The organism is Chitinophaga sp. 05T412, from assembly GCF_056396465.1.
On the sequence record NZ_JBFTLN010000015.1, the window covers coordinates 74,418 to 99,025 of the forward strand.

General features: G+C 47.2%; 21 protein-coding genes. 14 read left to right on the forward strand and 7 right to left on the reverse strand.

All coding sequences use genetic code 11. The features are described 5' to 3' along the window. Window positions 1-21: 21 nt before the first annotated feature. A complete protein-coding gene (locus AC1DFM_RS27290) occupies window positions 22-921 on the reverse strand; it encodes a LysR substrate-binding domain-containing protein (protein ID WP_477079939.1) in 900 nt (299 codons plus the stop codon). Window positions 922-1,009: 88 nt separating this feature from the next. On the opposite strand from AC1DFM_RS27290, the gene AC1DFM_RS27295 reads away from it, so the two are divergent. Both AC1DFM_RS27295 and AC1DFM_RS27300 read left to right on the forward strand, forming a co-directional pair. Continuing rightward, window positions 1,010-1,396, forward strand: a complete 387-nt coding sequence (locus AC1DFM_RS27295; RefSeq protein WP_477079940.1) for a cupin domain-containing protein — start codon at window positions 1,010-1,012, stop codon at window positions 1,394-1,396. A gap of 3 nt (window positions 1,397-1,399) precedes the next feature. After that, window positions 1,400-1,783, forward strand: a complete 384-nt coding sequence (locus tag AC1DFM_RS27300) for a tautomerase family protein (RefSeq protein ID WP_477079941.1) — start codon at window positions 1,400-1,402, stop codon at window positions 1,781-1,783. A gap of 125 nt (window positions 1,784-1,908) precedes the next feature. On the opposite strand, the gene AC1DFM_RS27305 is transcribed toward AC1DFM_RS27300, so the two are convergent. Continuing rightward, window positions 1,909-2,439 (reverse strand): dihydrofolate reductase family protein, encoded by a 531-nt coding sequence (locus AC1DFM_RS27305; protein WP_477079942.1) that lies wholly within the window; start codon window positions 2,437-2,439, stop codon window positions 1,909-1,911. A gap of 191 nt (window positions 2,440-2,630) precedes the next feature. Here AC1DFM_RS27305 and AC1DFM_RS27310 point away from each other — a divergent pair, with 191 nt between their 5' ends. Next, entirely contained in the window at window positions 2,631-3,011 is a 381-nt protein-coding gene (locus AC1DFM_RS27310) for a hypothetical protein (RefSeq protein ID WP_477079943.1), read from the forward strand. Between the two features lie 76 nt (window positions 3,012-3,087). Here AC1DFM_RS27310 and AC1DFM_RS27315 read toward each other — a convergent pair whose 3' ends face one another. After that, window positions 3,088-3,903 carry an AraC family transcriptional regulator gene (locus AC1DFM_RS27315; protein ID WP_477079944.1) on the reverse strand — a complete coding sequence of 272 codons (816 nt, stop codon included), beginning with the start codon at window positions 3,901-3,903 and terminating at the stop codon, window positions 3,088-3,090. A gap of 81 nt (window positions 3,904-3,984) precedes the next feature. Between AC1DFM_RS27315 and AC1DFM_RS27320 the strand changes: the two genes are divergently transcribed. The 9 genes from AC1DFM_RS27320 (at window position 3,985) to AC1DFM_RS27360 (ending at window position 13,923) form a co-directional block, all read left to right on the forward strand. Then, a complete protein-coding gene (locus tag AC1DFM_RS27320; protein WP_477079945.1) occupies window positions 3,985-4,911 on the forward strand; it encodes a YihY/virulence factor BrkB family protein in 927 nt (308 codons plus the stop codon). Between the two features lie 117 nt (window positions 4,912-5,028). Then, window positions 5,029-6,411 carry an MFS transporter gene (locus tag AC1DFM_RS27325; protein ID WP_477079946.1) on the forward strand — a complete coding sequence of 461 codons (1,383 nt, stop codon included), beginning with the start codon at window positions 5,029-5,031 and terminating at the stop codon, window positions 6,409-6,411. Continuing rightward, window positions 6,408-7,592 (forward strand): AGE family epimerase/isomerase, encoded by a 1,185-nt coding sequence (locus AC1DFM_RS27330; protein ID WP_477079947.1) that lies wholly within the window; start codon window positions 6,408-6,410, stop codon window positions 7,590-7,592. The genes AC1DFM_RS27325 and AC1DFM_RS27330 overlap by 4 nt, the downstream gene beginning before the upstream one ends. 103 nt (window positions 7,593-7,695) lie before the next feature. Further along, window positions 7,696-10,146 (forward strand): glycoside hydrolase family 95 protein, encoded by a 2,451-nt coding sequence (locus AC1DFM_RS27335; RefSeq protein ID WP_477079948.1) that lies wholly within the window; start codon window positions 7,696-7,698, stop codon window positions 10,144-10,146. Between the two features lie 38 nt (window positions 10,147-10,184). Then, entirely contained in the window at window positions 10,185-10,886 is a 702-nt protein-coding gene (rpiA, locus tag AC1DFM_RS27340; protein ID WP_477079949.1) for a ribose 5-phosphate isomerase A, read from the forward strand. 53 nt (window positions 10,887-10,939) lie between these two features. Continuing rightward, complete coding sequence (locus tag AC1DFM_RS27345) at window positions 10,940-11,482, forward strand: TetR/AcrR family transcriptional regulator (RefSeq protein WP_477079950.1); 543 nt, start codon at window positions 10,940-10,942, stop codon at window positions 11,480-11,482. 79 nt (window positions 11,483-11,561) lie between these two features. After that, window positions 11,562-12,002, forward strand: coding sequence for a nuclear transport factor 2 family protein (locus AC1DFM_RS27350; RefSeq protein ID WP_477079951.1), 441 nt, complete (start codon window positions 11,562-11,564; stop codon window positions 12,000-12,002). 91 nt (window positions 12,003-12,093) lie between these two features. Then, window positions 12,094-12,996, forward strand: a complete 903-nt coding sequence (locus AC1DFM_RS27355; protein ID WP_477079952.1) for a helix-turn-helix domain-containing protein — start codon at window positions 12,094-12,096, stop codon at window positions 12,994-12,996. 87 nt (window positions 12,997-13,083) lie between these two features. Continuing rightward, the gene (locus tag AC1DFM_RS27360; protein ID WP_477079953.1) at window positions 13,084-13,923 is read left to right on the forward strand and encodes an oxidoreductase; all 840 of its coding nucleotides are present in this window, start codon (window positions 13,084-13,086) and stop codon (window positions 13,921-13,923) included. Between the two features lie 38 nt (window positions 13,924-13,961). Here the strand turns inward: AC1DFM_RS27360 and AC1DFM_RS27365 are convergent, their stop codons facing one another. From AC1DFM_RS27365 to AC1DFM_RS27375, 3 genes are all read right to left on the reverse strand, one after another. Continuing rightward, complete coding sequence (locus AC1DFM_RS27365; RefSeq protein WP_477079954.1) at window positions 13,962-16,082, reverse strand: DNA topoisomerase 3; 2,121 nt, start codon at window positions 16,080-16,082, stop codon at window positions 13,962-13,964. Between the two features lie 168 nt (window positions 16,083-16,250). Beyond that, window positions 16,251-20,042 (reverse strand): AsmA family protein, encoded by a 3,792-nt coding sequence (locus AC1DFM_RS27370; protein WP_477079955.1) that lies wholly within the window; start codon window positions 20,040-20,042, stop codon window positions 16,251-16,253. Between the two features lie 56 nt (window positions 20,043-20,098). After that, entirely contained in the window at window positions 20,099-20,782 is a 684-nt protein-coding gene (locus AC1DFM_RS27375; protein WP_477079956.1) for a VIT1/CCC1 transporter family protein, read from the reverse strand. A 115-nt stretch (window positions 20,783-20,897) separates the two neighbouring features. Here AC1DFM_RS27375 and AC1DFM_RS27380 point away from each other — a divergent pair, with 115 nt between their 5' ends. Next, window positions 20,898-21,788 carry a carbohydrate kinase family protein gene (locus AC1DFM_RS27380; RefSeq protein WP_477079957.1) on the forward strand — a complete coding sequence of 297 codons (891 nt, stop codon included), beginning with the start codon at window positions 20,898-20,900 and terminating at the stop codon, window positions 21,786-21,788. 90 nt (window positions 21,789-21,878) lie between these two features. Here AC1DFM_RS27380 and AC1DFM_RS27385 read toward each other — a convergent pair whose 3' ends face one another. After that, on the reverse strand, window positions 21,879-23,528 hold the full coding sequence (locus AC1DFM_RS27385; protein ID WP_477079958.1) for an FAD-dependent monooxygenase: 1,650 nt from the start codon (window positions 23,526-23,528) through the stop codon (window positions 21,879-21,881). 101 nt (window positions 23,529-23,629) lie between these two features. On the opposite strand from AC1DFM_RS27385, the gene AC1DFM_RS27390 reads away from it, so the two are divergent. Then, the gene (locus AC1DFM_RS27390) at window positions 23,630-24,589 is read left to right on the forward strand and encodes a helix-turn-helix transcriptional regulator (protein ID WP_477079959.1); all 960 of its coding nucleotides are present in this window, start codon (window positions 23,630-23,632) and stop codon (window positions 24,587-24,589) included. The last annotated feature ends 19 nt before the right edge of the window (window positions 24,590-24,608 follow it).

Here is a 24,608-nt window from a genome sequence, read left to right on the forward strand (position 1 = left end):
CCCCGCTTCCGCGGGGGGCTTTTATTTAACGCCCTTTTTAGGCTTTTTACGGATGTCGTTCAGCTGTGTGGTGATGGTTTCATGCAGAATGTCGATCAGCCGTTTAATGGCCGGGGAAGGTGTTTTTTGGCGGGTGAGCATAAATACAGCCACCTCTGGTAACGAAGGAAGACCACTGGAAGTAGGGAGTACCTGGCAGGTAGGGGGCATGCCTATTTCTGTGCGGATGGTAACGCCAAGGCCTGCCTGGGCGGCGGCCCACATGCCAGCCACACTACCGCTGGTCAATGCCGGCCGCCATTTGCGTTTTACTTTTTCGAGTGCTGTGAGGCCGTTGTTACGGAACAGGCAGGGCGCTTCAAACAGGAGCAGGGGCAAGGGCTGCAGTAGTGCGGCGGTGCTGTCTTTTCCACCTATCCATCTTACAGGCAGCGTTCCAATGGGGAGTGCGTTTTTAGGAGTGGTTTCTCCGAAAGAGACAACGATATCGAGTTTACCGCTTTGCAGTTGTTGAGTGAGTATGAATTGCCGGTCCAGGGTGACTTCAATCTCCATTTGCGGATGTATGGCGGCGAAGCGGGCCAGCGCTATGGGAAGTCCACTTTCTGCAAAATCTGCCGGAAGGCCCAGTTTTACTTTGCCTGCTATCTGAGTGGCTGTGAGTGCGGTAATAGCCTGCTGGTTAATGTCGAGCATTTGCCGGGCATAACCCAACAGCATTTCTCCGCTGGCGGTGAGGCGCCAGCCACGGCCCTGTTTAAGAAACAGCTGCTGCCCTGTTATTTCTTCGAGTCGCTGCATTTGCAGGCTTACGGCCGATTGCGAACGGGCTACCTGATCTGCCGCTCTGGCGAAGCTGTCCAGATCTACTGCCAGTACAAATGTGCGTAGCAAATCAAGCTCCAGCAGGTCGATATTCATGATTTAGTTTTATTAAAGTGTTGTATTAAATGTTTCAATATTATAAATGTATGGAAAGATAGTAAGTTTGTGAGGAAATCTTCTTCCAATGAAAAAATTACTGGTGATTATGTCGGTATTATTAGCGGGAAGCGCCGGCGCACAAACGCCGCTGGCACGCAAAACATTATTGCAGCAACCATTGCCTGCCACAACCATAGAACAGGTAAGAATGGATCAAATTACGTTGGGCCCCGGAGAAGGCGCCCCGGTACATTATCATCCCGGAGAAGTATACGGCTATATTGTATCCGGCGAAGTAATTTATCAGCCTACAGGAGAACCTGCTGTAACCCTGCATCCCGGCGATGCTTTCCGCGAAATGGCAGGAAAAGAAATTGCTGTTTTTAAAAATGCACAAACAGATAAACCGGCCACTTTTGTAGCCGTATATCTCTTGAAACACGATCAGCCACCTATCATCATAAAAAAATAAGTTATGCCTTTTGTACAAATCTATCTCGGTGCTCATCTCACCGCCGCCCATAAAAAAGATATTTCCCTTGCCGTACATCATAGTTTGGAAGAGCACTTCAATGTGCCGGCGGATGATTATTTCCAGGTCATTCATTCTATGCAACCCGGTGATATACTTTATCCTTCCAGCTTCCTGGACGTACCACATACAGATAACCTGCTTTACATACGCATTACTGCCAGAGGCGGCAGGACAGTAGAACAAAAGCAGGGACTGTATAAGAGTATTGCTACCCGGATAGCAGCCACCACGCCCGTTAGTATCAATGATGTGGTGATTGTTCTGGTAGAAAACGATTTGGCTGGCTGGTCATTTGGTCAGGGCGTGGCGCAGTATGTGAGGTAGCTTTTAGCCATTAGCTTTTAGCTTTTAGCAAAATGCAGCGGAGGTAAACATTTAGTATGTTCTCCGCTGCATTTTGCTAAAAGCTAAAAGCTAAAAGCTAAAAGCTAAAAGCTAAAAGCTAAAAGCTAAAAGCTTACATAATGTAGTTCCAATACGCCGCTGCTATAAGTCTTCGTATCTACCAACCGGAAAACTTTCTGCATAGCAATACCTCCAAACAACGGTAGTCCATCTCCCAATACTACTGGTATCACATGTACAATCATTTCATCTACTACATCTGCCTGTAACAATGCTCCATTTAGCTGTCCTCCACCAGCAAGCCAAATATCTTTACCAGGGGCAGCTTTCAACTTACTTACAAATCCTTCGATATCGCTGTTGATGAATTGTACGTATTCCGTATCCACTTCATTGTTACCGCGTGTAAAAACGTAATTGGTTTTATCCGGATAGGGATACGTTTCGCTGAGTGTTAATACATCCTTGTATGTGTTATTTCCCATAAGGGTGGTGTCGATACCTGTCATGAAAGCAGCATAGCCATAGTCCGTTCCTTCGGGATTAGGAAAGCTGGTCAGCCAATCAATGTTTCCCTCTTTCGTGGCAATGTATCCATCAAGACTCATCGCAGTATATATTTTCAGTTTTCGCATTTGTTTTTTATGCAAAGGTGAAGAATAGAAAAGAAGAAAAATTGTACAAAATTTCCGCTTGTTTTGATCGGATAAGAATCAGTCTGATAGGTAGTTTGGCGAGATAATAGTGCAATAAAAAATATCTGATAAGATATGTTTTTGCACATTCATTTAGCAGTAAATTTGAGGAATCAAAATTGCCAAAAAAAATGGATACACAAGACGTCTTAAAACTTTTCGGAAGATTAGAGCATGCGATTGTGACAGGATTTGATGCGATAGACGAACGTTTCAACGCCATCGACGAGCGCTTCGAAGCTGTAGATCGCAGGTTCGATGCGATGGACCGTCGGTTTGATGCGATGGACCGTCGGTTTGATGCCATGGATCTTAGAATGGATGCCATGGACCTCCGCTTCGATGCCATCGACAAACGTTTCGATGCCGTTGATGAACGAATCGATGTGCTAGAAGAAAAAATGGATCACCGCTTTGATGTACTGGAGCTGCGGGTAGCCTCCATCGAAGTCAGCATCGACAAGATTGCGGAGTGGGTGCCTTTCAGAACACCTCCTTTCGGCGGATATTAAAACTACATTTCTACCATACTGTTACTAACGTCCCCCAAGTGATTTAGCAGCCTTACTATTTTGTAGTAAGGCTTTTTTATTGCAGGAAGATAGTATTCGGAAACGTAGCAGGCACGCGATTTTCCCGCACAGCGAATCGATATGCGGAAGGTGTAATCCCCGCAAAGGATTTGAAGATCCGTATAAAATGTGCCTGGTCATAAAACCCATTATCGTAAGCAACGGTGGTGAGGGACAATTCCGGATTCGCGGCAATTTGTTTAATAGCAGCATTGACTAACAACAGGTGCGTATATTTTTTAGGCGGTAAGCCCAACACCATATTGCTGGTGTCAATAAATTTTTTGGAAGAAATGAGGGTATCGGAAATATGTGATTTAATATGTCCTTTGTGTAAAACCGGGGCTAACTGCAACGTATGTATTTCTTCCGGTATGCTTTGCGGGCGTGCCATGCGTAATAGAAATGCTTCTAATGCTTTGATTTTCTCCTGTCGCGTAGTCATGTTTTCCAGCTCAGTGAGTAAAGGCAACGCCGCATCACCCCAGATGGCGGTGAGGGTTAATGGCTGTTTGCTCAGCGTGGCTGCTGAAATACCAAACAGGCGATACCATCCAAAAGGTTTCAGCATTATTCCCAACGCGGCATAGTGCCCCTGTGCCTTGGTGATGGTAGGTTGTGAATGTACACCGGTGATGCCGCCGGCGCGTGGATACCCGAATCGTAGCTGCCGCCGGGTAAGAGAAAAATGTCCGCCTAAATTAATAATCAGTTCCTGGTGAAGGAAAGGAATATTATAGGCCTGTAGTTTTACCCTTGCAGCCTCATGATACCAGATATAATCGATGGCCTCACGTAGTTCATTCTTTGGTATGTAGATATGGGCATCCATGCGGCATAAAGTTAGTTATTTAGCGGCAGATCGCCTTGCCAACGAAAATTAATCAGTAAATTGGGCCCGAATAGGGCAGGCATGGAAACCGTTACAACAGCAAAAATATTACCCCGTTGGCAGTTATTTCTGCTTTCGTTTAAAGACGCATATAAAGTATTACAGGCAAATGATCCGTTGCGTATGGCAGGGGCCACGGCCTTTTTTACCACCTTCGCCCTGCCAGCCATTCTTATTATCCTCATTCAGTTACTGCGCATTATTTTCAGGATACAGCATGCTGGCAAACGCTTAATGGTACAGCTGGAGGGAATGTTTGGTACTGAAACTACCGAGGCCATTTTGCAAACGCTCCGGGCATTCCGGAGTATTGCACAAAACTGGATCATTGCTATTGCAGGGTTCATGTTTTTATTGTTTGTAGCCACTACACTATTCAAAATTATAAAAGGCTCCCTGAATGAGTTGTGGAAAATACGGGCTATGCATAAAGCAAGCTTCGGGCAAATTATGTTATCCCGGTTGAATGGGGTGCTGGTGATTATTTTTGCGGGCATCTTATTTATCATCGACCTGGTGGCAGATGCCGCCCGTACTTTCCTGGGTAAGTACATTAATCAATATGTGCCAGCCGTTGGCATCTATTATGATAGTGCGCTTAATTATGTGATCTCCGTAATTATTGTAACGATTTGGTTTTTCCTGGTTTTTAATTTCCTGCCAGATGGCCGTCCACGTTGGAAAGTAGGGCTCACCGGTGCATTAGTGACCAGCATTCTGTTTAATATAGGGAAGGCCATCTTAAAGGTAATGCTTACCTATAGCAGTATTAACAGCATTTATGGTGCATCAGCATCTACGGTGTTATTATTGCTTTTCATGTTTTACTCTTCACTGATCTTCTATTTTGGCGCCTGTTTTACTGACGCGTGGGGAACCCGTACACAGCGTCCCGTACACTTATTGCATAATGCCAGTCGCTATGAAATTACCGTAGCGGAAGCCTGATTTGCCCAATGGATAACAAAGCACCCGGAATAGATAAATAAGTATTACAAAAAATGCCTATTATAGAGATAGATTTGCCATTGGCAACGTTATGAACTTTATAGTATAATTCCACCTATGAGTAATAAAATTACCTTAAAAGAAAAAGTAGGGTATGGCTTTGGAGATATGGCTTCTTCTATGTTCTGGAAGCTGTTCGGCATGTATTTGTTATTTTTTTATACCGATGTAATGGGACTCACTGCAGCAGCGGTAGGTACCATGTTTTTGATTACCCGGATCTGGGATACCTTTTTTGATCCGGTAGTGGGCACGTTGTCCGATAGAACCCACTCCCGCTGGGGCAAGTTCCGTCCCTATATTTTGTATATGGCTATTCCTTTCGGTGTTATTGGGGTGCTCACCTTCACTACGCCGGATTATACACCTGCCGGTAAACTTATCTACGCGTATATTACCTATTCTGCCATGATGATGATTTACTCTTTGGTGAATGTACCGTATGCTTCTTTGCTGGGCGTTATATCTGCTGATGGAAAGGAACGGAATACGCTGGCTTCCTTTCGCATGGCGTTTGCTTTTGGTGGTAGTTTTATTGCCCTGGCGCTCATTGAGCCACTGGTGAATTTCTTTAGCAAAAGCACTACCGGCGTTCCCAACCTGCAACGGGGCTGGCAGCTGGGCGTAGCGGTGATTGCATTGATTTGTGTGATGTTGTTCCTGCTATGTTTTGCCTGGGTAAAAGAAAGAGTACAGTCGATTGGGGAAACCCCTGCGTCTCTGAAGGATGATCTCCGTGACCTTTACCGCAATAGGCCCTGGTGGATTCTGCTCGGCGCAGGCATTGCGGCATTGATCTTTAATTCTATCCGCGACGGCGCCACACTATATTACTTTAAATACTACATACAAAACGTAGATGCGTTTAAGTTAGGCAGCATGAATGTCACTTACTCCACGCTTTACCTGATGGTAGGGCAGGGGGCTAATATTCTCGGCGTGATCCTGGCATCGGCAGCTGGCAATAAATTAGGGAAGAAGAATACCTATCTCGGCGCCATGGTGATAGCTTCTATATTCAGTATCCTGTTTTACTGGTTAGGCAGGGAGCAGCTGGTGTTGATCTTTGTATTTCAATTCATCATCAGCGTATGCGCCGGCATTATTTTTCCATTGCTATGGTCCATGTATGCCGACATTGCCGACTACTCCGAATGGAAGAATGGCCGCCGTGCTACAGGACTGATTTTTTCTTCCTCGTCTATGTCGCAGAAGTTTGGCTGGACAATAGGCGGCGCGCTTACTGGCTGGCTGCTTGGTGCGTTTGGATTTAAGGCGAATGAAGTACAGGCAGATGGAGCACAGCAGGGTATCCTGCTGATGCTAAGTTTTTTGCCCGCCATCGGATCTGTTTTATCTATTGTATTTATCGCTATGTATCCGCTGTCTGAGGAGCGGGTAACGACGATCTCTGCTGAACTGGAACAAAGAAGACCATGACACCACTCACACTGAAAGCGGCATTACAACAGGAGTTGATCAATATTTTGTCGTACTGGATGAAATATACGCCGGACGAAATACACGGTGGATTTTACGGTCAGCTGAAAAACGACAATATCCCCGTGCCAGGTGCTTTGAAGGGGGCGGTATTGAATGCCCGTATTTTATGGACGTTTTCAGCAGCATACAACGCCAGCGCCAATCCCTTGTACCTGGCCATGGCCGATCGCGCGTATCATTATTTTTCCACCCATTTTATAGACGATACCTACGGCGGCGTATATTGGACCGTACATGAAAACGGAGAACCGGCGGAAACAAAAAAACAGGTATATGCCATTGCGTTTGCATTGTACGCCTACAGTGAATATTATAAAATCACCGCATCCCCGGCCGTGCTGACAACAGCCAAAGCACTCTATCAAAGTATTGCAACGCATAGCCTCGATCCTGTGCATGGTGGCTACTTTGAAGCGTTTACCCGCGAGTGGCACGACCTCAGCGACCTGCGCTTAAGTGATAAAGACGCCAACGAAAAGAAGACGATGAATACCCACCTGCACGTGGTGGAGGCCTATGCCAACTTATATACGATTTGGCCGGACCTGCAGCTGAAGTCAGCCATACAGGATTTGTTGCTGTTGTTCTACGATAAAATCATCGACAAAAAAAGCGGTCATCTGCACTTGTTTTTTGATGAGCAATGGGCCATAAAAGGTAATAATGTTTCTTACGGTCATGATATTGAAGCCAGCTGGTTATTATTGGAGGCGGCGGAAATTATTGGTGACAGCCGGCTGGTAGGGCAATACCGGCAGCTGGCGTTGGTGATTGTTAATGCTACTATTAGCGGCGGACTGGACAAGGATGGTGGATTATGGTATGAATATGAAACAGCGCAGCGCCATATGGTCGCTGAAAAGCATTGGTGGCCGCAGGCAGAAGCATTGGTAGGGTTTATCAACGCCTGGCAGTTGCAGCCAGCAGGCCGCTACCTGGAACATGCGGTGAATACCTGGCACTTTATTGACCGCCATATGATTGATAAAACCAATGGAGAATGGTATTGGGGGGTATATAAAGATGATAGTGTGATGGAGGAAGATAAAGCAGGCTTATGGAAATGTCCTTACCATAATGCGCGTGCATGCCTGGAAGGTATAAAACGACTCGGGTAGCTACCTCTCCCGGTCAAATACAAAATTCACATTTGTTAATGGCTAATTCGCAATTGCCGCTTTGAGCTTTCACTGCAGCGGGATTTTATATATCTTGATGCTCATGAACTGCAAGCTATATTCCACATTACAAACTGTATGTTTATTAGGCGCCCTGACGTTGTCGGCGCAATCAGATGTTACGGTTCGTTTCAGCGAACCGGCCACCCATTTTACGGCATCTGCTCCACTGGGTAATGGCCGCTTAGGCGCCATGGTATTTGGAAATACCAACCGGGAGCGGATTGTGTTAAATGAGATCTCTATGTGGAGTGGTGGTGTTCAGGATGCCGACAGCAAAGCAGCGGCACCCTATCTCCCTAAAATCCAGCAGTTGCTGTTACAAGGTAAGAATATTGAGGCACAGCAAATGTTGCAGCAATACTTTATTTGCCAGGGCCCCGGCTCCGGCAGTGGTAATGGCGCTAATGTAAAATTCGGCTGCTACCAGACGCTGGGAGATCTGTTTATTCAATGGAAAGATACGGTGTCGGCTACACGTAATTATCAGCGTCAGCTGAAATTGGATAGTGCTATCAGCACTGTTAGCTGGGAGAAGAATGGCGTTACCTATAAAGAAGAAGTATTGGTATCTGCGCCACAGCAGGTAACGGTTATTCGTTTGGTCGCCAGCAAGCGGGGTAGTTTGTCGTTTACCACGGGCCTGTATCGCCAGGAACGGGTGAATATGAGCACCACCAATGGCGATGTGATCATGCGTGGTACTTTAAATGGTGGTAATGACGACGAAGGCGTGAAGTACGCCGCTATACTGAAAGTATTACCAAAAGGAGGTACCAAAACCACGCATAACAACCAGGTTACCGTGAGCGGTGCAGATGAGTGCCTGTTGCTGATAGGCGCGCATACCGATTTGAACTGGCCGAATGTAGAAAAGAGAGGCGCAGACCCATTGCCAAAAACAGTGGTCGATATCACGAAAGCAGCTACCGTAGCGTGGCCTGCAATGGTGGAGGCACATGTGAAAGACTATACATCGTTGTTCAACCGTTGCCAGTTGTCGTTTACAGACAATAGCAATGATGCGGTAAAAAATCTCGCTACGATTGATCGCTTACAACGTTTACAAACAGGTGAAAAAGATGCCTCATTGGTGTCGCTGTACTTCAATTTTGGCCGCTACCTGCTGATCAGCTCTTCCCGCAAAGGCGGCATGCCAGCCAATCTGCAGGGACTCTGGGCAGAAGAATACCAGACGCCATGGAACGGGGATTATCATCTCGATATCAACGTAGAAATGAACTACTGGCCGGCAGAAGTAACGAATTTATCCGACTGTCATCAGCCTATGTTTGCACTGGCTAAACAAATGGCGAAGTTTGGTAAGCACACTGCGCGTACGTATTACAACGCGGATGGCTGGATGGCCCACGTGATCTATAATCCATGGGGCTTCACTTCACCGGGCGAAGGAGCCGACTGGGGATCGGCATTAACAGGCGGCGCCTGGGTAGCTTCCCATCTCTGGAAACATTATCAATATACCAATGATAAACAGTTTTTGAAAGAAGTATACCCGGTATTAAAAGGGGCTGCCACATTCTTCAGGGAAATCCTGATTACAGAACCTTCGCATCAATGGCTGGTGACTGCGCCGTCTAACTCGCCGGAAAACTCTTACGTATTGCCTAACGGAAAGACGGGATCAACCTGTATGGGGCCTACCATGGATATGCAAATTTGCCGCGACTTGCTGGGGGCTAACCTGGAAGCAGCGCGTATCCTGCAAACGGATAAGGGCTGGGCAGATAGCCTGAAAGTAGTGATATCGAAACTGGCGCCTAATCAAATCAGTCCTTCTACTGGCGGCGTGCAGGAATGGCTGGTAGATTATAAAGAAGCAGATCCGCATCACCGCCATGTATCTCCGTTATATGGCCTGTATCCTTATGATGAAATTACGCCCTGGGATACACCGGAAATGGCTGCTGCCGCACAAACAACGCTGAATAGACGCGGCGATGGTGGTACAGGTTGGTCACGCGCCTGGAAAGTGGCTTTCTGGGCCCGTTTGGGAGATGGCAACCATGCGTATAAAATGCTGAAAGAATTATGGGTGCCTGCTGCTGCTGGTAGTGAGATCAAGATGAGTTCCGGCGCCGGTACTTACGCCAACCTTTTCTGTGCGCATCCGCCGTTTCAGATAGATGGCAACCTCGGTGCTACTGCCGGTATCGCCGAAATGTTGTTACAAAGCCATGGTAAGGAAAATATCATCCGGTTATTGCCTGCGCTGCCGGAGGGTGAACAGTTTGCTGCCGGCCATATCAAAGGCCTCCGTGCGATGAATGACTTCGCCGTAGATTTTAGCTGGAAGAATAAAGCCGTACAGGAAGTAAGTATTTTATCTGGCAGTGGAGCGCCCTGCAAGCTGGTGCTGCCGGAAACGGCTACCGTAAAGGATGCTGCCGGAGCAGCGGTGCCACATCAGTATAAAAATGGCGTGTTGCGCTTTAATACTAAAAAAGGAATGCGTTATAGGATAACGGTTTAATAAAGTTTATCCTGATCTTTGCCATATAATATCCTGATATGGAAGATCTGAAACAAGTGGCTGCAAAGGCGGCATTAGACTTTATAAAACCCGGTCAGTTAATAGGCATAGGTGCGGGTAGTACGATTGCGCACCTGGTAAATTTTTTAAAAGAAGAGGTCACCTTAGCGAAAAGTATTACGCTGGTGACCTCTTCTTTTAGTACCCGGCAGCTCTTGCTGGAACACGATTTTCAAATAAAAGATATCAGTGCAGTTTCGCGGCTGGATATCTATTTTGATGGCTGTGATCAGTTTGATCACCAGCTGAATGCCCTGAAAAGCGGCGGTGGTATCCATACCCGGGAAAAGTTGCTGGCAGCCATGGCAGATAAGTTTATCCTGTTAGGAGATGGATCTAAGTACGTAGGACAGCTATACACGACTTTTCCGGTGGTGATAGAAGTGATCCCCGATGCGGGTCCATTTGTATTGCAGCAACTGACAAAAATATTTTCGCTGGCTAATCCCGTGATCCGGATGGGTAGTAAGAAAGATGGCGCCGTTATTACAGAAAATGGCAACTTACTCATCGATATCTGGTTCCGTTCCTTCCCGCCTCTGGATAGTTTGAATCACCGTTTAAAGGAAATTCCCGGTATCCTCGAAACCTCTCTTTTTTATAATATGGCACATGCCGCTATCATCGCAGGAAAGAAGGGTGTGGAAATTATCCGGAAAGATCCTGCCTACCTCATCTGAAAAAAATAAAAAAAAGATAGATCGATCTGTCTATTTTTGTATATCTTTGTTTTATGAAGAAGAAGATAAGCGATCCGAAGCAGCGTTTATTGGATACGGCTACGCAGCTGTTTTACCAGCAGGGTTACCATGCCACCGGCATTAACCAGGTGCTGGCAGAAGCGGGGGTGGCAAGGGCCAGCTTATATATGCACTATGAATCGAAGGAGTCGTTGTTGCTGGCGTTTTTACACCAGCGTCACATCGACTGGATGGCGGGTTTAAAGGCATTTACCGACAAGGGGAGCAAGGCGAAGGAGAAAATCCAGGCAGCCTTCGATTTCCTGGCCAGCAACAACGAAAAGGAGCATTTCCGGGGCTGTGCCTTCCTGAATGTATTATCGGAAACTACGGAGAAGGATACGGCGGTGCTGACGGTTATCCAGGACCATAAGAAGGACCTGCGTGCTTTTCTCAGCGATATCCTCAACAAAGAGAAGCAGGCCGTGAAGGATCATGTATACCTGTTGTTTGAATCTGCCATTGTAGAAAGCCAGTTGTATAGGCATCAGTGGCCGGTACAGGAAGCGAAAGCCATGGCAGTGGCTTTAATATAAGATGCTCGTGCATCTTTTTTTTATCATCTTAAATAGACAGATCGATCTATCTAAATTTAATTATCTAAATTCAATAATCATGGAACAGAAATTTCCCCTCCCTCCGTTTACACGTGAAACCGCCCTGCAAAAAGTACAACTGGCAGAAGATGCCTGGAACAGCAAAGACCCGCAGAAAGTATCGCTGGTATACACAACAGACACCACCTGGCGCAACCGCGATCAGTTCATTAACGGCCGGGAAGAAGTAGTGGCCTTTCTCACCAAAAAATGGGAAAAAGAACTGGACTACCGCCTGAAAAAAGAACTCTGGAGCTTCAATGATAACCACATCGCCGTATGTTTTGAATATGAATGGCACGATCAGGCCGGTAACTGGTTCCGCTCCTACGGCAACGAATTATGGGAGTTTAATGCCGATGGACTCATGCAACGCCGCCTGGCTGCCATTAACGACGTACCCATTAAAAGCAGTGAACGTAAATTCCGTGACCCGGAAGAGCTGGTGCTGGCGTGCTGATGAGCCGAAAGCAAAAAGCCGAAAGCAAAAAGCTATTGTGTTGTGTTGAGGAACAGGATTAAAACCGCATTGAATTTTGTAACTTCGGTAAATGTTAAAGACAGAAACATTACAGGCGTTTTACGAGAAGAAATTCAATGCGGTTCCGGAAAAACTGGACCAGGAGCTCGGACACTTTAATGTGTTTCGCATGGGAGACTGTGTGGTAGATGGAGAAATGAAAGTGAATTATAGTCGTCGTGATTTTTATAAAGTGAGTCTGATAAGAGGACATTACCTTTTTCATTATGCGGATAAAACGGTGGAAATAGAAGGTACTGCGCTGATTTTCTTCAACCCGCAGGTACCTTATGCCTGGGAGTCCCTGTCGGGGGACAGTCTGGGCTACTTTTGCATCTTCCGGGAATCTTTTTTTTCGAGTGCAGGCAGAGGGCATATTCATGAACTGCCGATGATGGTTCCCGGTGGTATTCCTTCTTACCCACTAACTAAAGTACAGGATAAAGAAATATCACAGTTGTATGAAAAGATGCTGACGGAAATCAATTCCGATTATGTATATAAATATGATTTGCTCAGGAATTTTCTGATGGAAATCATTCACTATGCACTCAAAATGCAGCCCTCAGAAACGCTTTATCAACACGCTGATGCAAAATCACGCATTACCGCCGTGTTTACGGATTTGCTGGAAAGACAGTTTCCCATCGAATCGCCCTCACAACGTTTTGCGCTCAGATCAGCCAGCGACTTTGCCCGGCACCTTGCTGTACATGTGAACCACCTGAACCGTGCCATCCGTGATACCACCGGTAAAACCACCACTACGCATATTGCAGAGCGGCTTACCAGCGAAGCCAAAGCCTTACTGAAACATACCAACTGGAACGTATCCGAAATCAGTTATGCCCTGGGCTTCGAAGAACCCGCGCATTTTAATAACTTTTTCAAAAAACAAACCAGCATCACCCCCGGCGCTTTCCGGATTGTTTGAATTTTGCAATCATTGGTTTGATTAGCGTAAGAACCGGGACCATATCCTGATCTACTTTTGTGTTAACAAATTAAAACACAAAAAATCATGGAAAGTAACAAAATATGGTTTGTAACCGGCGCTTCGAAAGGATTAGGACGTTCGCTCGTTTTACAGTTATTACAACAGGGACATAAAGTAGCAGCTACTTCCCGCAGCATCGACGACCTGCGCAAAGTGGCCAATCATGCTAATTTCCTGCCACTGTCAGTTGACCTTAAAAGTGAAAGCAGTGTACAAACAGCGGTTGCTGCTACTATCAGCCAGTTCGGCGGCATCGATGTACTGGTGAACAATGCCGGCTACGGCCAGGTAGGTGGCGTGGAAGAAACTTCTGATGCGGAAGTACGCGCCAACTTCGATGTGAATGTATTTGGCCTGCTCAATGTTACCCGTGCAGTATTACCACAGATGCGGAAACAACAATCCGGACACGTCTTCAATATTTCCTCTATTGCCGGCTTCACCGGTATGTTCCCTGGTTTCGGGATCTATTGCGCTACCAAGTTCGCAGTAGATGGACTGTCAGAGGCCTTATCTGAGGAAGTAAAACCATTCGGTATTAAAGTAACCATTGTATCTCCTGGTTATTTCAGAACAGAATTCCTGTCTGCCGGCTCTCTGGCGGTACCTGCACATCCAATTGATGCTTATCAGTCAATACGGGAAGTACAGAATGCACACCAGCACGAGATTAATGGCAATCAGGCCGGTGATCCTGAAAAAGCGATTGCAGCCTTGATTGACGTAGCCGGGCAAGAAAATGTACCATTGCATTTATTCCTGGGTGAAGATGCTTATGGTATGGCTTATCAGAAAATAGACTTCCTGAAAGAGCAATTGGAAACGTGGAAAGAAGTGACGGTGAGTACCGCTATTGAAGCGTAACAATTATTTGGTCCCGCCTCGCGGCGGGACCAAATAATTTATTCAATGCCCACATTAAAATCAGGCCCCAACACCAGCTTCCCTTCTTTTTCTTCACTGCTGCCGGGTACTTTAAGCCCTTTTATTTTGCCGGTTTTGCCTTTGGTTACCAGGTCGGCTATTTGTTTTTCATTTAATTTTTTGCCCAGCAGTTCAAAGGGAAGTTTGAAACCACATTCTTTAAAGTTAGCGCAGCCATAGGCGGTATTGCCTTTTTTGAGCAAATGCGTTTTGCATTTTGGGCATTGCATTTCTGCGATGACTACGGCTTTTTTGGGCTTCGGTTCTTTGGCTTTCTTTTCCTTTTCCGGCGGTGCTGGTGGCGGATCGGGTGCTACGGTGATAAATTTATAGCTGGAAGTTTTTACTTCTTTGGTCAGGTCTACTACCATTTGGATAAGCTCATCTTTGAAGGTATCCATGGCGTATTCTCCTTTTTCAATCAGGCGCAGTTTGCGTTCCCATTGCCCGGTTAACTCAGGACTTTTGAGGAGTTCTGTTTGTATGGTATCAATGAGGTCTATACCAGTTTGGGTGGCATAGATATTCTTCTTTTTCTTTTCGATATATTTTCTGCGAAACAGTGTTTCGATGATGTTGGCGCGGGTAGAAGGGCGACCAATACCATTGTCTTTCAGCATTTCCCGCATTTCTTCATTATCTACCTGTTTACCGGCTGTTTCCATAGCTCTCAGCAAACTCGCTTCTGTGAAGGCTTTGGGCGGAGTTGTTTTCCCCTGGTGGATGCGCGGCGTATGTGGTCCGCTTTCGCCGGGTTCGAAGTGTGGCAGAATTTTTTCTTCTTCTTCTTCCCCTTCTTTTTTCTCTTTTACATCATTCGCATACACTTCTTTCCATCCGGGTTCGAGTATTTGTTTACCGGTTACTTTAAAGGGTACTTGCCCTACTTTGCCCAACACGGTGGTATTAGAGATTTTACATTCCGGGTAGAAGGCGGCAATAAAGCGGCGGGCTACCAGGTCGTAGATCCGTTTTTCTTCCAGTGGCAGGCCACCGGGATGCATACCGGTAGGGATGATGGCATGGTGATCTGTTACCTTTTTATCATCGAACACCGTTTTCAGCTTAGGGATAGGGTTGGCCAGTATGGGTGCAATCAGTGCGGCATAGGGCGTCATATCCGTTAAGATGCCGGCAACTTTCGGATGCAGGTCTTCCGAGAGGTAGGTGGTATCTACCCTGGGATAGGTCGTTAGTTTTTTCTCGTACAGATTCTGAATGTATTTGAGTGTATCATCGGCAGAGAACCCAAATTTTTTGTTCGCTTCCACCTGTAAGGCGGTGAGGTCGAACAGTCGTGGATTGCCCTCTTTACCATCCTTTTTTTCGAAGGAGGTGATCTCAAATGGATGCTCTTTCAGGTAGGCCAGTCCTTTTGCGGCCTTGTCAATGCTTTTGAGCCGGTCGATGCTGGCGGTGAATTCTGTATCGCGGTACACGGTTTTCAGCTCCCAGTAATCTTCTGATACAAAGGCGTTGATTTCTTTTTGCCGTTGCACCAGCATGGCCAGGGTGGGCGTTTGAACGCGACCAATCGACAAAACCACTTTGCCTTGTGCAAATTTTTTAGTGAACAGGCGGGTGGCATTCATGCCCAGGAGCCAGTCGCCGATGGCGCGGGCGCTGCCGGCAGCATACAGGTTATTATATTGTTCGGATGCTTTCAGGTGCTGGAAGCCATCCCGGATGGCTTCTGTCGTCAGGGAAGATATCCATAATCGTTTGATAGGTGCGGTACATTTTGCTTTCAGCAGTACCCAGCGTTGTATCAGTTCTCCTTCCTGGCCGGCATCCCCGCAGTTAATCACTTCTTCACATTGCTGTACCAGGGTTTCAATAATCTTAAATTGCTTCTGTACGCCGGTGTTTTCAATCAGCTTAATACCGAAGCTCTGCGGTATCATGGGCAGATCTTCAAGTCGCCAGAACTTCCATCCCTCGTAGTAATCATGTGGCTCTTTCAGGGTACAGAAGTGTCCGAAAGTCCAGGTTACCTGGTAGCCATTGCCCTCATAGTAGCCATCTTTGCGTTGTTTCGCGCCGATCACTTCTGCAATATCCCTTGCCACGCTTGGTTTTTCAGCAATGCAAACTTTCATAATCGATTAAAATTGGGTAACAAATGTCGGATAAATAGTTTAAAAGAATGAAGGTAGAAAGATAGCATTTTACCCTCGGTTACACAAGCATTGGTTGGGGGATAGCGGATATATTTTCCGGAGATGGATACTGCCGTGTAGCCGCTTTGGTGGCAGTTAGTGTCTCGGCTATCGTTTAGGCAGGGCGTATTTTTTTGCCACCTTCCGGTATCGTTTCAGGTATTTGCGGTCTTTCTTCACGCCCACGGCGGTCACCATACCGGAGGCTTCGGCTTTTACCCAGTAGTTGAAAATAAATTTCTCCCGGTCGCGTATAAAAAACATTTTGGTGGGCCGCTGGTTGTTATTTCTCAGGATGAGATTGGCCAGCCAGGTTTTCAGGTTAGCCATGAAACCTTGCCGTGTGCTGTCTTTTTTATTGAGGACTTGTATATTCAGTTGCCGGTAATAAAAGTTCATATCACCAAGGGTAGCGTATTTATTACCTGACCAGTGGGAGTAAATCGTATCGGCATAGCCGCGCCTTACTTTCACGGCTGCCATAGGAATGGCTATTTCATTGAACCGTTTCAGGTCCATGGGGGCAAGGTAGCTTTGGGCCGTGAATCCGGACAAAGAATCCCCATACGATTCGTGATACGAAAAGTAACGAATGGGACTGCCCAGCAGGTAGCCGCTGGCCTGTACCCGCAGGCTATCGCTGTGTGGATGTACATTGCCAAAGTCGGTGATCAGCGCATTGATATTTGTGATAGGCACAGCCGACCATTTATTAGTGGATTTGGAAGATTCATTCACCGTAACGGCACTGTGCTGCAATACAATGGAATCTACCTGCAGTCCTATGGGCAGGGTATTGATGAGTTTAGTAGGCATAAATTTTTCAATACCATGTTCAAAAGGAATTCGTTTATCCCTGGCCGTTGTAAGTAGTGTATTGGTGGCCGTTATGCTCCGGATATACAACGTAGTATCGCCGGGAAGCTGGCGACTGGCAATGCCAGCCACTTGCAGAGAATCGCCCTTTACGGTGATATAATCCCGTTGCCAGCGGGCTGTCCGGAAGGTTTCTTCGGTACTGAGATTGGGCGCCATACTGAAATCATTCAACTGCAGCGTGTGGGTGGCGGTATCCAGTTGCAGTTGACCGATGCTGGCATGCAGTTGTTTATTCTTGTAAAATAATCCACCCTGACTAATATGCGTATGGGCCAGGAATGCCTCCCACGGTAGCTTCTGGCCCTGATGGAACCGGAATGCCGGATCTTTGAATATCCCGGATAGCTTATTCACTAATAGTTCCAGGCTGTCGCCGCGATGCAGTCCAAGCTGTGCCTCGTCCCATTGCACGGCTACGCCGGAGTGTAATTGCAGTGGTCCCTTATTCAATTTTCCGTGATGGAGTTGCAATGATAACTGCGGAATAGCAAGATCGATACTTTGATGGTGAAATTGTAACGGGGTGGCGGTGGCCCGAATATGGTCGTATTGCAACAGTTGTTCACTGCCGGTATGGAGTGCCAGTTTGTTGGCGTCGAGTTGTACCCGGGTGTGTAGGCGACTGCTGTCTTGTCCATTCACCTTTGTATACTGCACGTTTGCCTCATTAACAGTCAGTTGACCGATATTAGCCCGTAAGGGCTTGCCCTGCTTCGTTTGCCTGGCCGTTTTGCCGTTGTTGAGGATGTCAATGTCCACCTGGTCTGCCGCTATTGCAGGGATGTTCAGGTGACTGAAGTCTGTGCTGTGAATATTTGTTTGCAGTTGTAGCGCCGGCAATGATATTTTAGTATATCCTTCTCCGTTATATAGCGTGGCTTTTGCCTGAGTGAGCGTGGTAGTGCCGTTGGGATTCAGTGAAACAGCGTCAACATCCACATCCATTTGCGGGCTGTGGTGATGTAGTTGCCGCAGTTGGGCCGATGCGCTACTCCAGGTGAAAAATTGTTGCTGTGTGCGCAGGTTGCGGAGAGAAATTTTATCTGCGTTGAAACTACTTTGCTGCGAAGCGCCGTTGGCGCTGAATTGCGTGGGCCCCACATCCAGTTTCGCGATACGGATCACCGGCAATGCTTTTGGGGCTTCGTGTTTGCTAGGTGTCGTATTTTGTAACTGTACCTGAAGAGTACCCAGGCGGATCACATCTACCTGAATATCCTTTGACTGCTGAAATACATCCCAGTCAAATACTTCCCAGTATAAACCGGTGCCGGTAATGCGGGTGCCATTGGCGAGTGATACCTGTAACTTATCTGCTTTGTTTTGCCGGTGAGTGCCGTCAAAAACATAATTGCTCACGGTGATATTTGCGGGTGCAGCTGCCACGCTCATTTCCCGTATATGCAGGTTGGGCATGGAGTGTTTTATATCTACCAAAGAATCACTCAAAAAGAAGTTGTGTAAAAGAATATCTGTGTTTACACTTTTGAGTTGTAGTGTTACCGGATTTTTTCCGGTAGATATCAAATTCACATTGCCATCAGTGATACGGAAGGTGTTCACCATAATCAGCTCGCTGAGTCCATGCAGGGTTTGGTAGAAGGCTGGCATTTTAATAGCAATACTATCTACCGCTGGTTTTCCTTTCGTCTTTTTCTTTGATTTGGTGAGCACGGAAATGCGGGGCGAGAACAGTTCGGCGCTGGTCGCTTTCAGGTGCTTTCGCAGCAAGTCTTCCAGGCTCACATTATTCAGTTGCAGTGATGGCGCCGTAAAGATAAGCCCTTTGCCGGAGTGGTTTTGCGGGGTAGGGCCATATTCCACGTTATTAAAGATAACATCGTTGCGTTGCAATATAAATTCATCTACACTCAGCTGGAACATACTATCCAGTGAATAGAACTTTATTTTATTGAGGTTAAGTGAAATGCTGTCGGTGGTGATACCCGGCGTGGTATCGTGTGCAATGGTGAGGTTATAAATACGCAGATTTGTTTTCTGCGTAGTACCGGTAGATACCTGGCCTTTGAGCGCCAGGGCGCCGTCTTTCACCGCAATGTATTTGAAATTTATTTTTCTGAAGAGGGTATTGGGAAGACTGTCCAGCGCCTGCCGTTTTTCTTTCTCTGTTGCGGTATGGCCGGGCAGGTGTAGCACCGGGCGTATACATACCAGCGTGTCTATCAGCAGTTCCTGCCGCATATAAATAGCCGGCAGGTGGCGGGCATTGAAATAAAATTTATCTGCCTGCAAAAACATTTCTCCTTTGCTGGCATTCGGTGCGCTGGTGAGTATACAGGAATCCAGTTCGAACACCTGCTTTTTGCCAGAGAAGTGGAGTCTTTTGAAACTAATGGTATTCCGGCCATCGGGTAAAATCCAGTGCTGGTTATCGAATGAAAAGTCGACATCTTCGGAGCCCAGAATGTGATTATCCGCACTGGTGACTTTAGAGAAGTTTACAATAGAGAAATTGAAATGATCCATGCGCAGCGGCGGAGGACCATTCACCTTGCTGTACACCAGTGAACCATCCTGCAGGTGTATAATCCGGGCATTCACATATTGCAAGGCCTTTTCCAGGTGGTCTACGATGGAAGAAAGCTGGAAAGTGCTTTCCGGGCGCGGGCCATGTGGCGTGTGTTCATGAATGAGCAGGGAAGGGCTAATGATAGAAAGACTATCCACCAGCAGTTTCTTATCGAGGATAAGGGCACGCCAGGATTGTATGGACAGGTAAATCCGTGGGATGGTCACATCATAGTGAGCGTTGACGTTCACGGTATCTTTACCTACCAGTCGTGCGCCATGTACAACGATATTTCTGTTCCACAACGAAAAGTCAATTTTTTGCGCATCAAACTGGTAGTTGCCGCCGGATTCTTTTTGAACGATGTACTGTATAATGCGTACAAACTTATGTTGCACCAGGAAGTAAAGCAAAATACTGAACACGATCCTCGCCACGAGGAGAATGAACAGTATTTTGAACCACTTTTTATACCGGGGCGCTATTTTCATATGTTGGTAAACGATCGTTTATGTTGCTAACATTTCTACGGCGTTTATGTTTAAAATCAGGCCACTAATTTAGCGATGCCGAAAGCAGCAGCAGCGGCCAGTACACCAATCATGGTCACCTTCAATGCGCCTTGTAGCGGTGGCTGACCGGTTACTTTACTTTTGAAATACCCGAATACAAACAGGCAGATGATGGTAAGAATAGTGGACCCAATCAGACCACGTTGAGGCGTGTCCGTGAACAGATAGGCCGATAGCGGCAGCAGGCCACCCACAAAGTAAGAGGCGCCGATGGTGAGCGCGCTGTTTTTGGCCCTGTTGGGATTAGGCGCTTCCAACCCCAGTTCAAACTTCATCATGAAGTGGACCCATTTGTCTTTATCTTTCGAAAGTTCGGTAGCGATCAGGTCCTGCGCAGTCTTGCTTAAGCCATATTCCGCGAACACTTCTTTTACTTCTTCCATTTCTTTTTCCGGCACTGTGTCTACCTCGGCATATTCTCTTTTTAATTCACTTTCGTAGTGTTCTAATTCTGTTTTTCCGGCCAGGTAGCCGCCCAGTCCCATGGCGATGCAGCCAGCTACTATTTCGGCGATACCGGCGGTCAGAATAATGTTGTTGCTGCTGACAGCACCGCTCAACCCGGCTGCCAGCGCAAAAGGTACGGTGAGGCCATCGCTCATGCCGATGACCATGTCAGTAATAAAATCGGAGCTTTTTAAATGTTGTTCCTGGTGCATTTTTTGGGTTTATGCGGGATATTCGTGATATAAATATAATGGCTTTATCGTACTTTGTACAAACAGTAAAGGTAAGTGCTGCAGGGCATCATTGCTAATCAAAGCCGGAAAAATTATGGCAAATGAAATTGTATGTTTTGGGGAAATGTTATGGGATATCCTGCCGGATAAAGAATTACCCGGTGGCGCCGTGATGAATGTGGCCTATCACGTGCAGCAGCTGGGCGAAAAGGTATCGCTGGTATCCCGCATTGGAAAGGATGCACGCGGACAGGGACTATTGGACATGCTACAGGGTTTTCAGCTGAATACAGCTTTTGTTCAGGTAGATGAAAAACAGGAAACGGGTAAGGTATATGCAGACATGACCAATCCCACCGATGTGCATTACGATATCGTATATCCGGCGGCGTGGGATTTCATTCAGTGGGAACCCGCGTTGGCGCGATTACTGAAAGGTGCGGGTACGCGTTACCTGGTATTTGGCAGTCTTTGTTCCCGGGATGTGGTGACCCGTCATACCTTGCAACAGGCGCTGCAGGAGAGCCTTGTAAAAGTGCTCGATATCAACCTGCGGGAACCGCATTATACACGTGATCACGTGGAATGGCTGTTGCAGCAATGTGATTTGCTGAAACTAAACATCGCAGAGTTGGAGTTGATCAGCAGCTGGTATCATCCCTATGAAGATAAAGAGTGGGCCGTGCGGGCATTATCTGCCCGTTTTAATATTCCCGTGATGGTGGTGACTATGGGGGCAGAAGGAGCGTTGCTATTCATGAACGACACCTGTTACGTAGAACCCGGCATTGCTGTAAAAGTGGTAGATACCATTGGTAGTGGGGATGCGTTTTTAGCGGGATTCCTGCATAGCTATATCCACGAACGGCCGGCCAGAGAGTGTTTGCGTTTTGCGAATGCATTAGGAGCGTTAGTGGCATCGTATGCAGGCGGATGCCCGGATTATAAGCCGGAGCAAATAAATATGGGAAAGCAGAAGGCATAAAGCTGAAAGCAAAAAGCTATTGAAGCGAATGAGTAAAGCGTATTGATATCCGCCATGGTCAATTGCTTCAATAGCTTTTTGCTTTCAGCTTTATGCTTTCTGCTCTTCCCGAATAGCTACCCCCAATATCCTCGTAAGCGCCTGCTCCAGGGTATACGTACCATCTGCTGAGTGCCAGGCAACAAATCCATCAGGCCGAATCAGCAACGCATCTCCTGTTGACAAGTTAGCGGCTGTTTTCCATTCTGCATCTGTAATTACTTTAACGGAAATGGGCACACGAAAGTTATCTGCGATAGCGGAAATGGCAGTATGCCAGGCGAAACCATTTTCATCTGTAACCAACGTGAAATGTGTGACTGCCAGGTCGAGTGTGGAGAGGCGGGTATCATTTTCGTGTAGCCAGTGATGTGGTACGCGTGTACCGGGTTGTCCGCCTGCTTTTACGATGTTGGTGTCGGTGATAGCTTTATCACCGGCAATAGCGCTGGAAATATAGCGGTAGTCAGGCACTCCCAGCATGGCGAATAGCCAGGATAAGGCTTTTTCTTTGTCGGCGCCCCGGAACCTGGTGAGCGCATCGGCTTTGAGTATGCCTTTTTCATCGGCCATTTCGCCGGAAGTGAGCGCGTTTTTCAATCCGATAGGTTGTCTTTCGGGCGAGTAGGTATCCAGTAAAGCCGGATGTGCCTGTTGTTTCAATACGAGGGCTAGCTTCCAGGCCAGGTTATGTACATCCTGTACGCCGGAGGCGGCGCCTTTCCCGCCGTAGGGTGTCATTTGGTGGGCAGCGTCGCCGGCCAGGAAAAGGCGGCCATATTGCATGTTGTTCACCACTTTCACCGTAGGTTGCCATGGCAGCATGCTGATGATGCGCACGGGTACCTGTGGCAGCTGGATGATGTCATGCAGAATGCTTTCCAGTCGTGCGGTGGTAAAGTCTTCCGGCCGCTCTGTTTGCGGATCATAGTGCAGATGAAGCACCCATTTATCATTGTTGTTGATAGCAGTAAACATCCCTTCGATGCCTGGGCGCTTAATCAGGCCGATACTGAATTCACGTCCTTTTACATAATCTCCCAGCGGGGCTTCGAAATAAATATTGAGGAGATTACCCAATGCGCCGCGGCCGGTGGTTTCAGCGCCCAGATGCCGGCGAACAGGGCTGCTGCCACCATCTGCTGCAATCAAATACTGACAGTGAACGATGGTGGTTTCATCGGTATGACGATCACGGATATACGCAGTGATGCCATCTGCATCTTGTGTGAAAGAAACCAATTCGGTATCGAAGCGGATATCGGCTCCGCGGTCGATGGCAGCCTGCAGCAAAATGGGTTCGCTCAGGTCCTGGGTACAGCGGGCGCCACTCACCGGGCTGAGGGCGGCTATTTTCTCCAAACCGGGTATTTCTATGGGATGCTTTATGTTGGCCCGGTCGGTGGGTACCTGGTCTACAATAGCGGGTAAGTCGGCGCCGGCATAAATACCCCAGGCGGCCGACAGGGATTGGCCGGCCTCCCGGATAGCCTGGTCCAGCTGTAGTTCCCGGAACAGCTCCATGGTCCGCACATCAAAACCACGGGCGCGGGGATGTATGGAAGTACCGCTGCGGCGTTCAATCAATACGGGGTGTATACCTTGCTGTAACAGGAAAAGCGCCGCCGATAATCCGGTTAATCCGCCGCCTGCAATGAGTACCGGTATTTGTTCTTTATTCTCTTTAATTTCGTTGGACATAGCCATTTATTTTATGAGGATAAAATTGACTTTTTGTCCGCGGGACCGATGGCATAAAACGGATAAATTTGTACCATCTCTGAAAATTTAAATGTACCGGCATGGATATATTTGCGTTACCCTCCACTGCGGCCGACTATCATAAGATCTTTTCTCCCGGCAACGGCATCGTACAGGAACGGGCTTTGCCTTTTGAAGATAAACCGGGTGTGCTTACGGTGGCCCTGCTAAAGGATATGGGGCTGGTCGACAGCCGTTTTCATACCAGCCAGCCTACTGCTGCATGGAAACATATCAACAATACATTTGTGGAGATGGGGTTCATCCTGGATGGCGATTTTTATCAGACGCAGGATGGCTTTACCAGCAGGCAATTGTGTGTCAGGGGATCACATAATATCCTGTACAATCCCCTGGGTGTAGAAACCAACGAAGTACTGGGACAAGGCAACTATCGCTCTTTTGGCGTGCATATGAAGCCGGAAAAAATGTCGGAGTTATTTATCGCCTATGTACCTGCCCTGGAACCTTTTGCGGAGAAATTATACGTCGGCAAACCATTTATGCTGCATGCAACCGGTCAACGGGTGACTGCAAAAATGAAGTATATCTTTGATACCATCTGGCAGGGCCCTCAGCCAGAAGGATTAAAGCAATTATATATCGAGTCAAAAGTATTGGACTTGTTTGCCCTACAATGCGAAGCGCTGTTGCAGGCGCCTGCTAAAAAAACAGCTTTGTCAGCAGGCGATATTGAAAAACTCTATGCTGCGCGGTTATTGCTGGAACAGCGTTTGGAGCAGCCTCCCACGCTCACGGAATTGGCGAAGTTATGCCAGCTGAATGAGTTTCGATTGAAGAGTGGATTCCGGGAGTTATTTGATACCACTGTACATGGCTTTATACAAACCAGCCGGCTTGCCCGCGCAAAGCAAATGATTCGCAACAGACAGGGGAATATCTCTGAAATAGCCTATCAACTGGGGTATAGCCATCCGCAACACTTTCAACGGGCGTTTAAGAAGGAATTCGGTATTACGCCGGGAAGTTTGCTGCAGTAAGCAGAAAGCATAAAGCGAA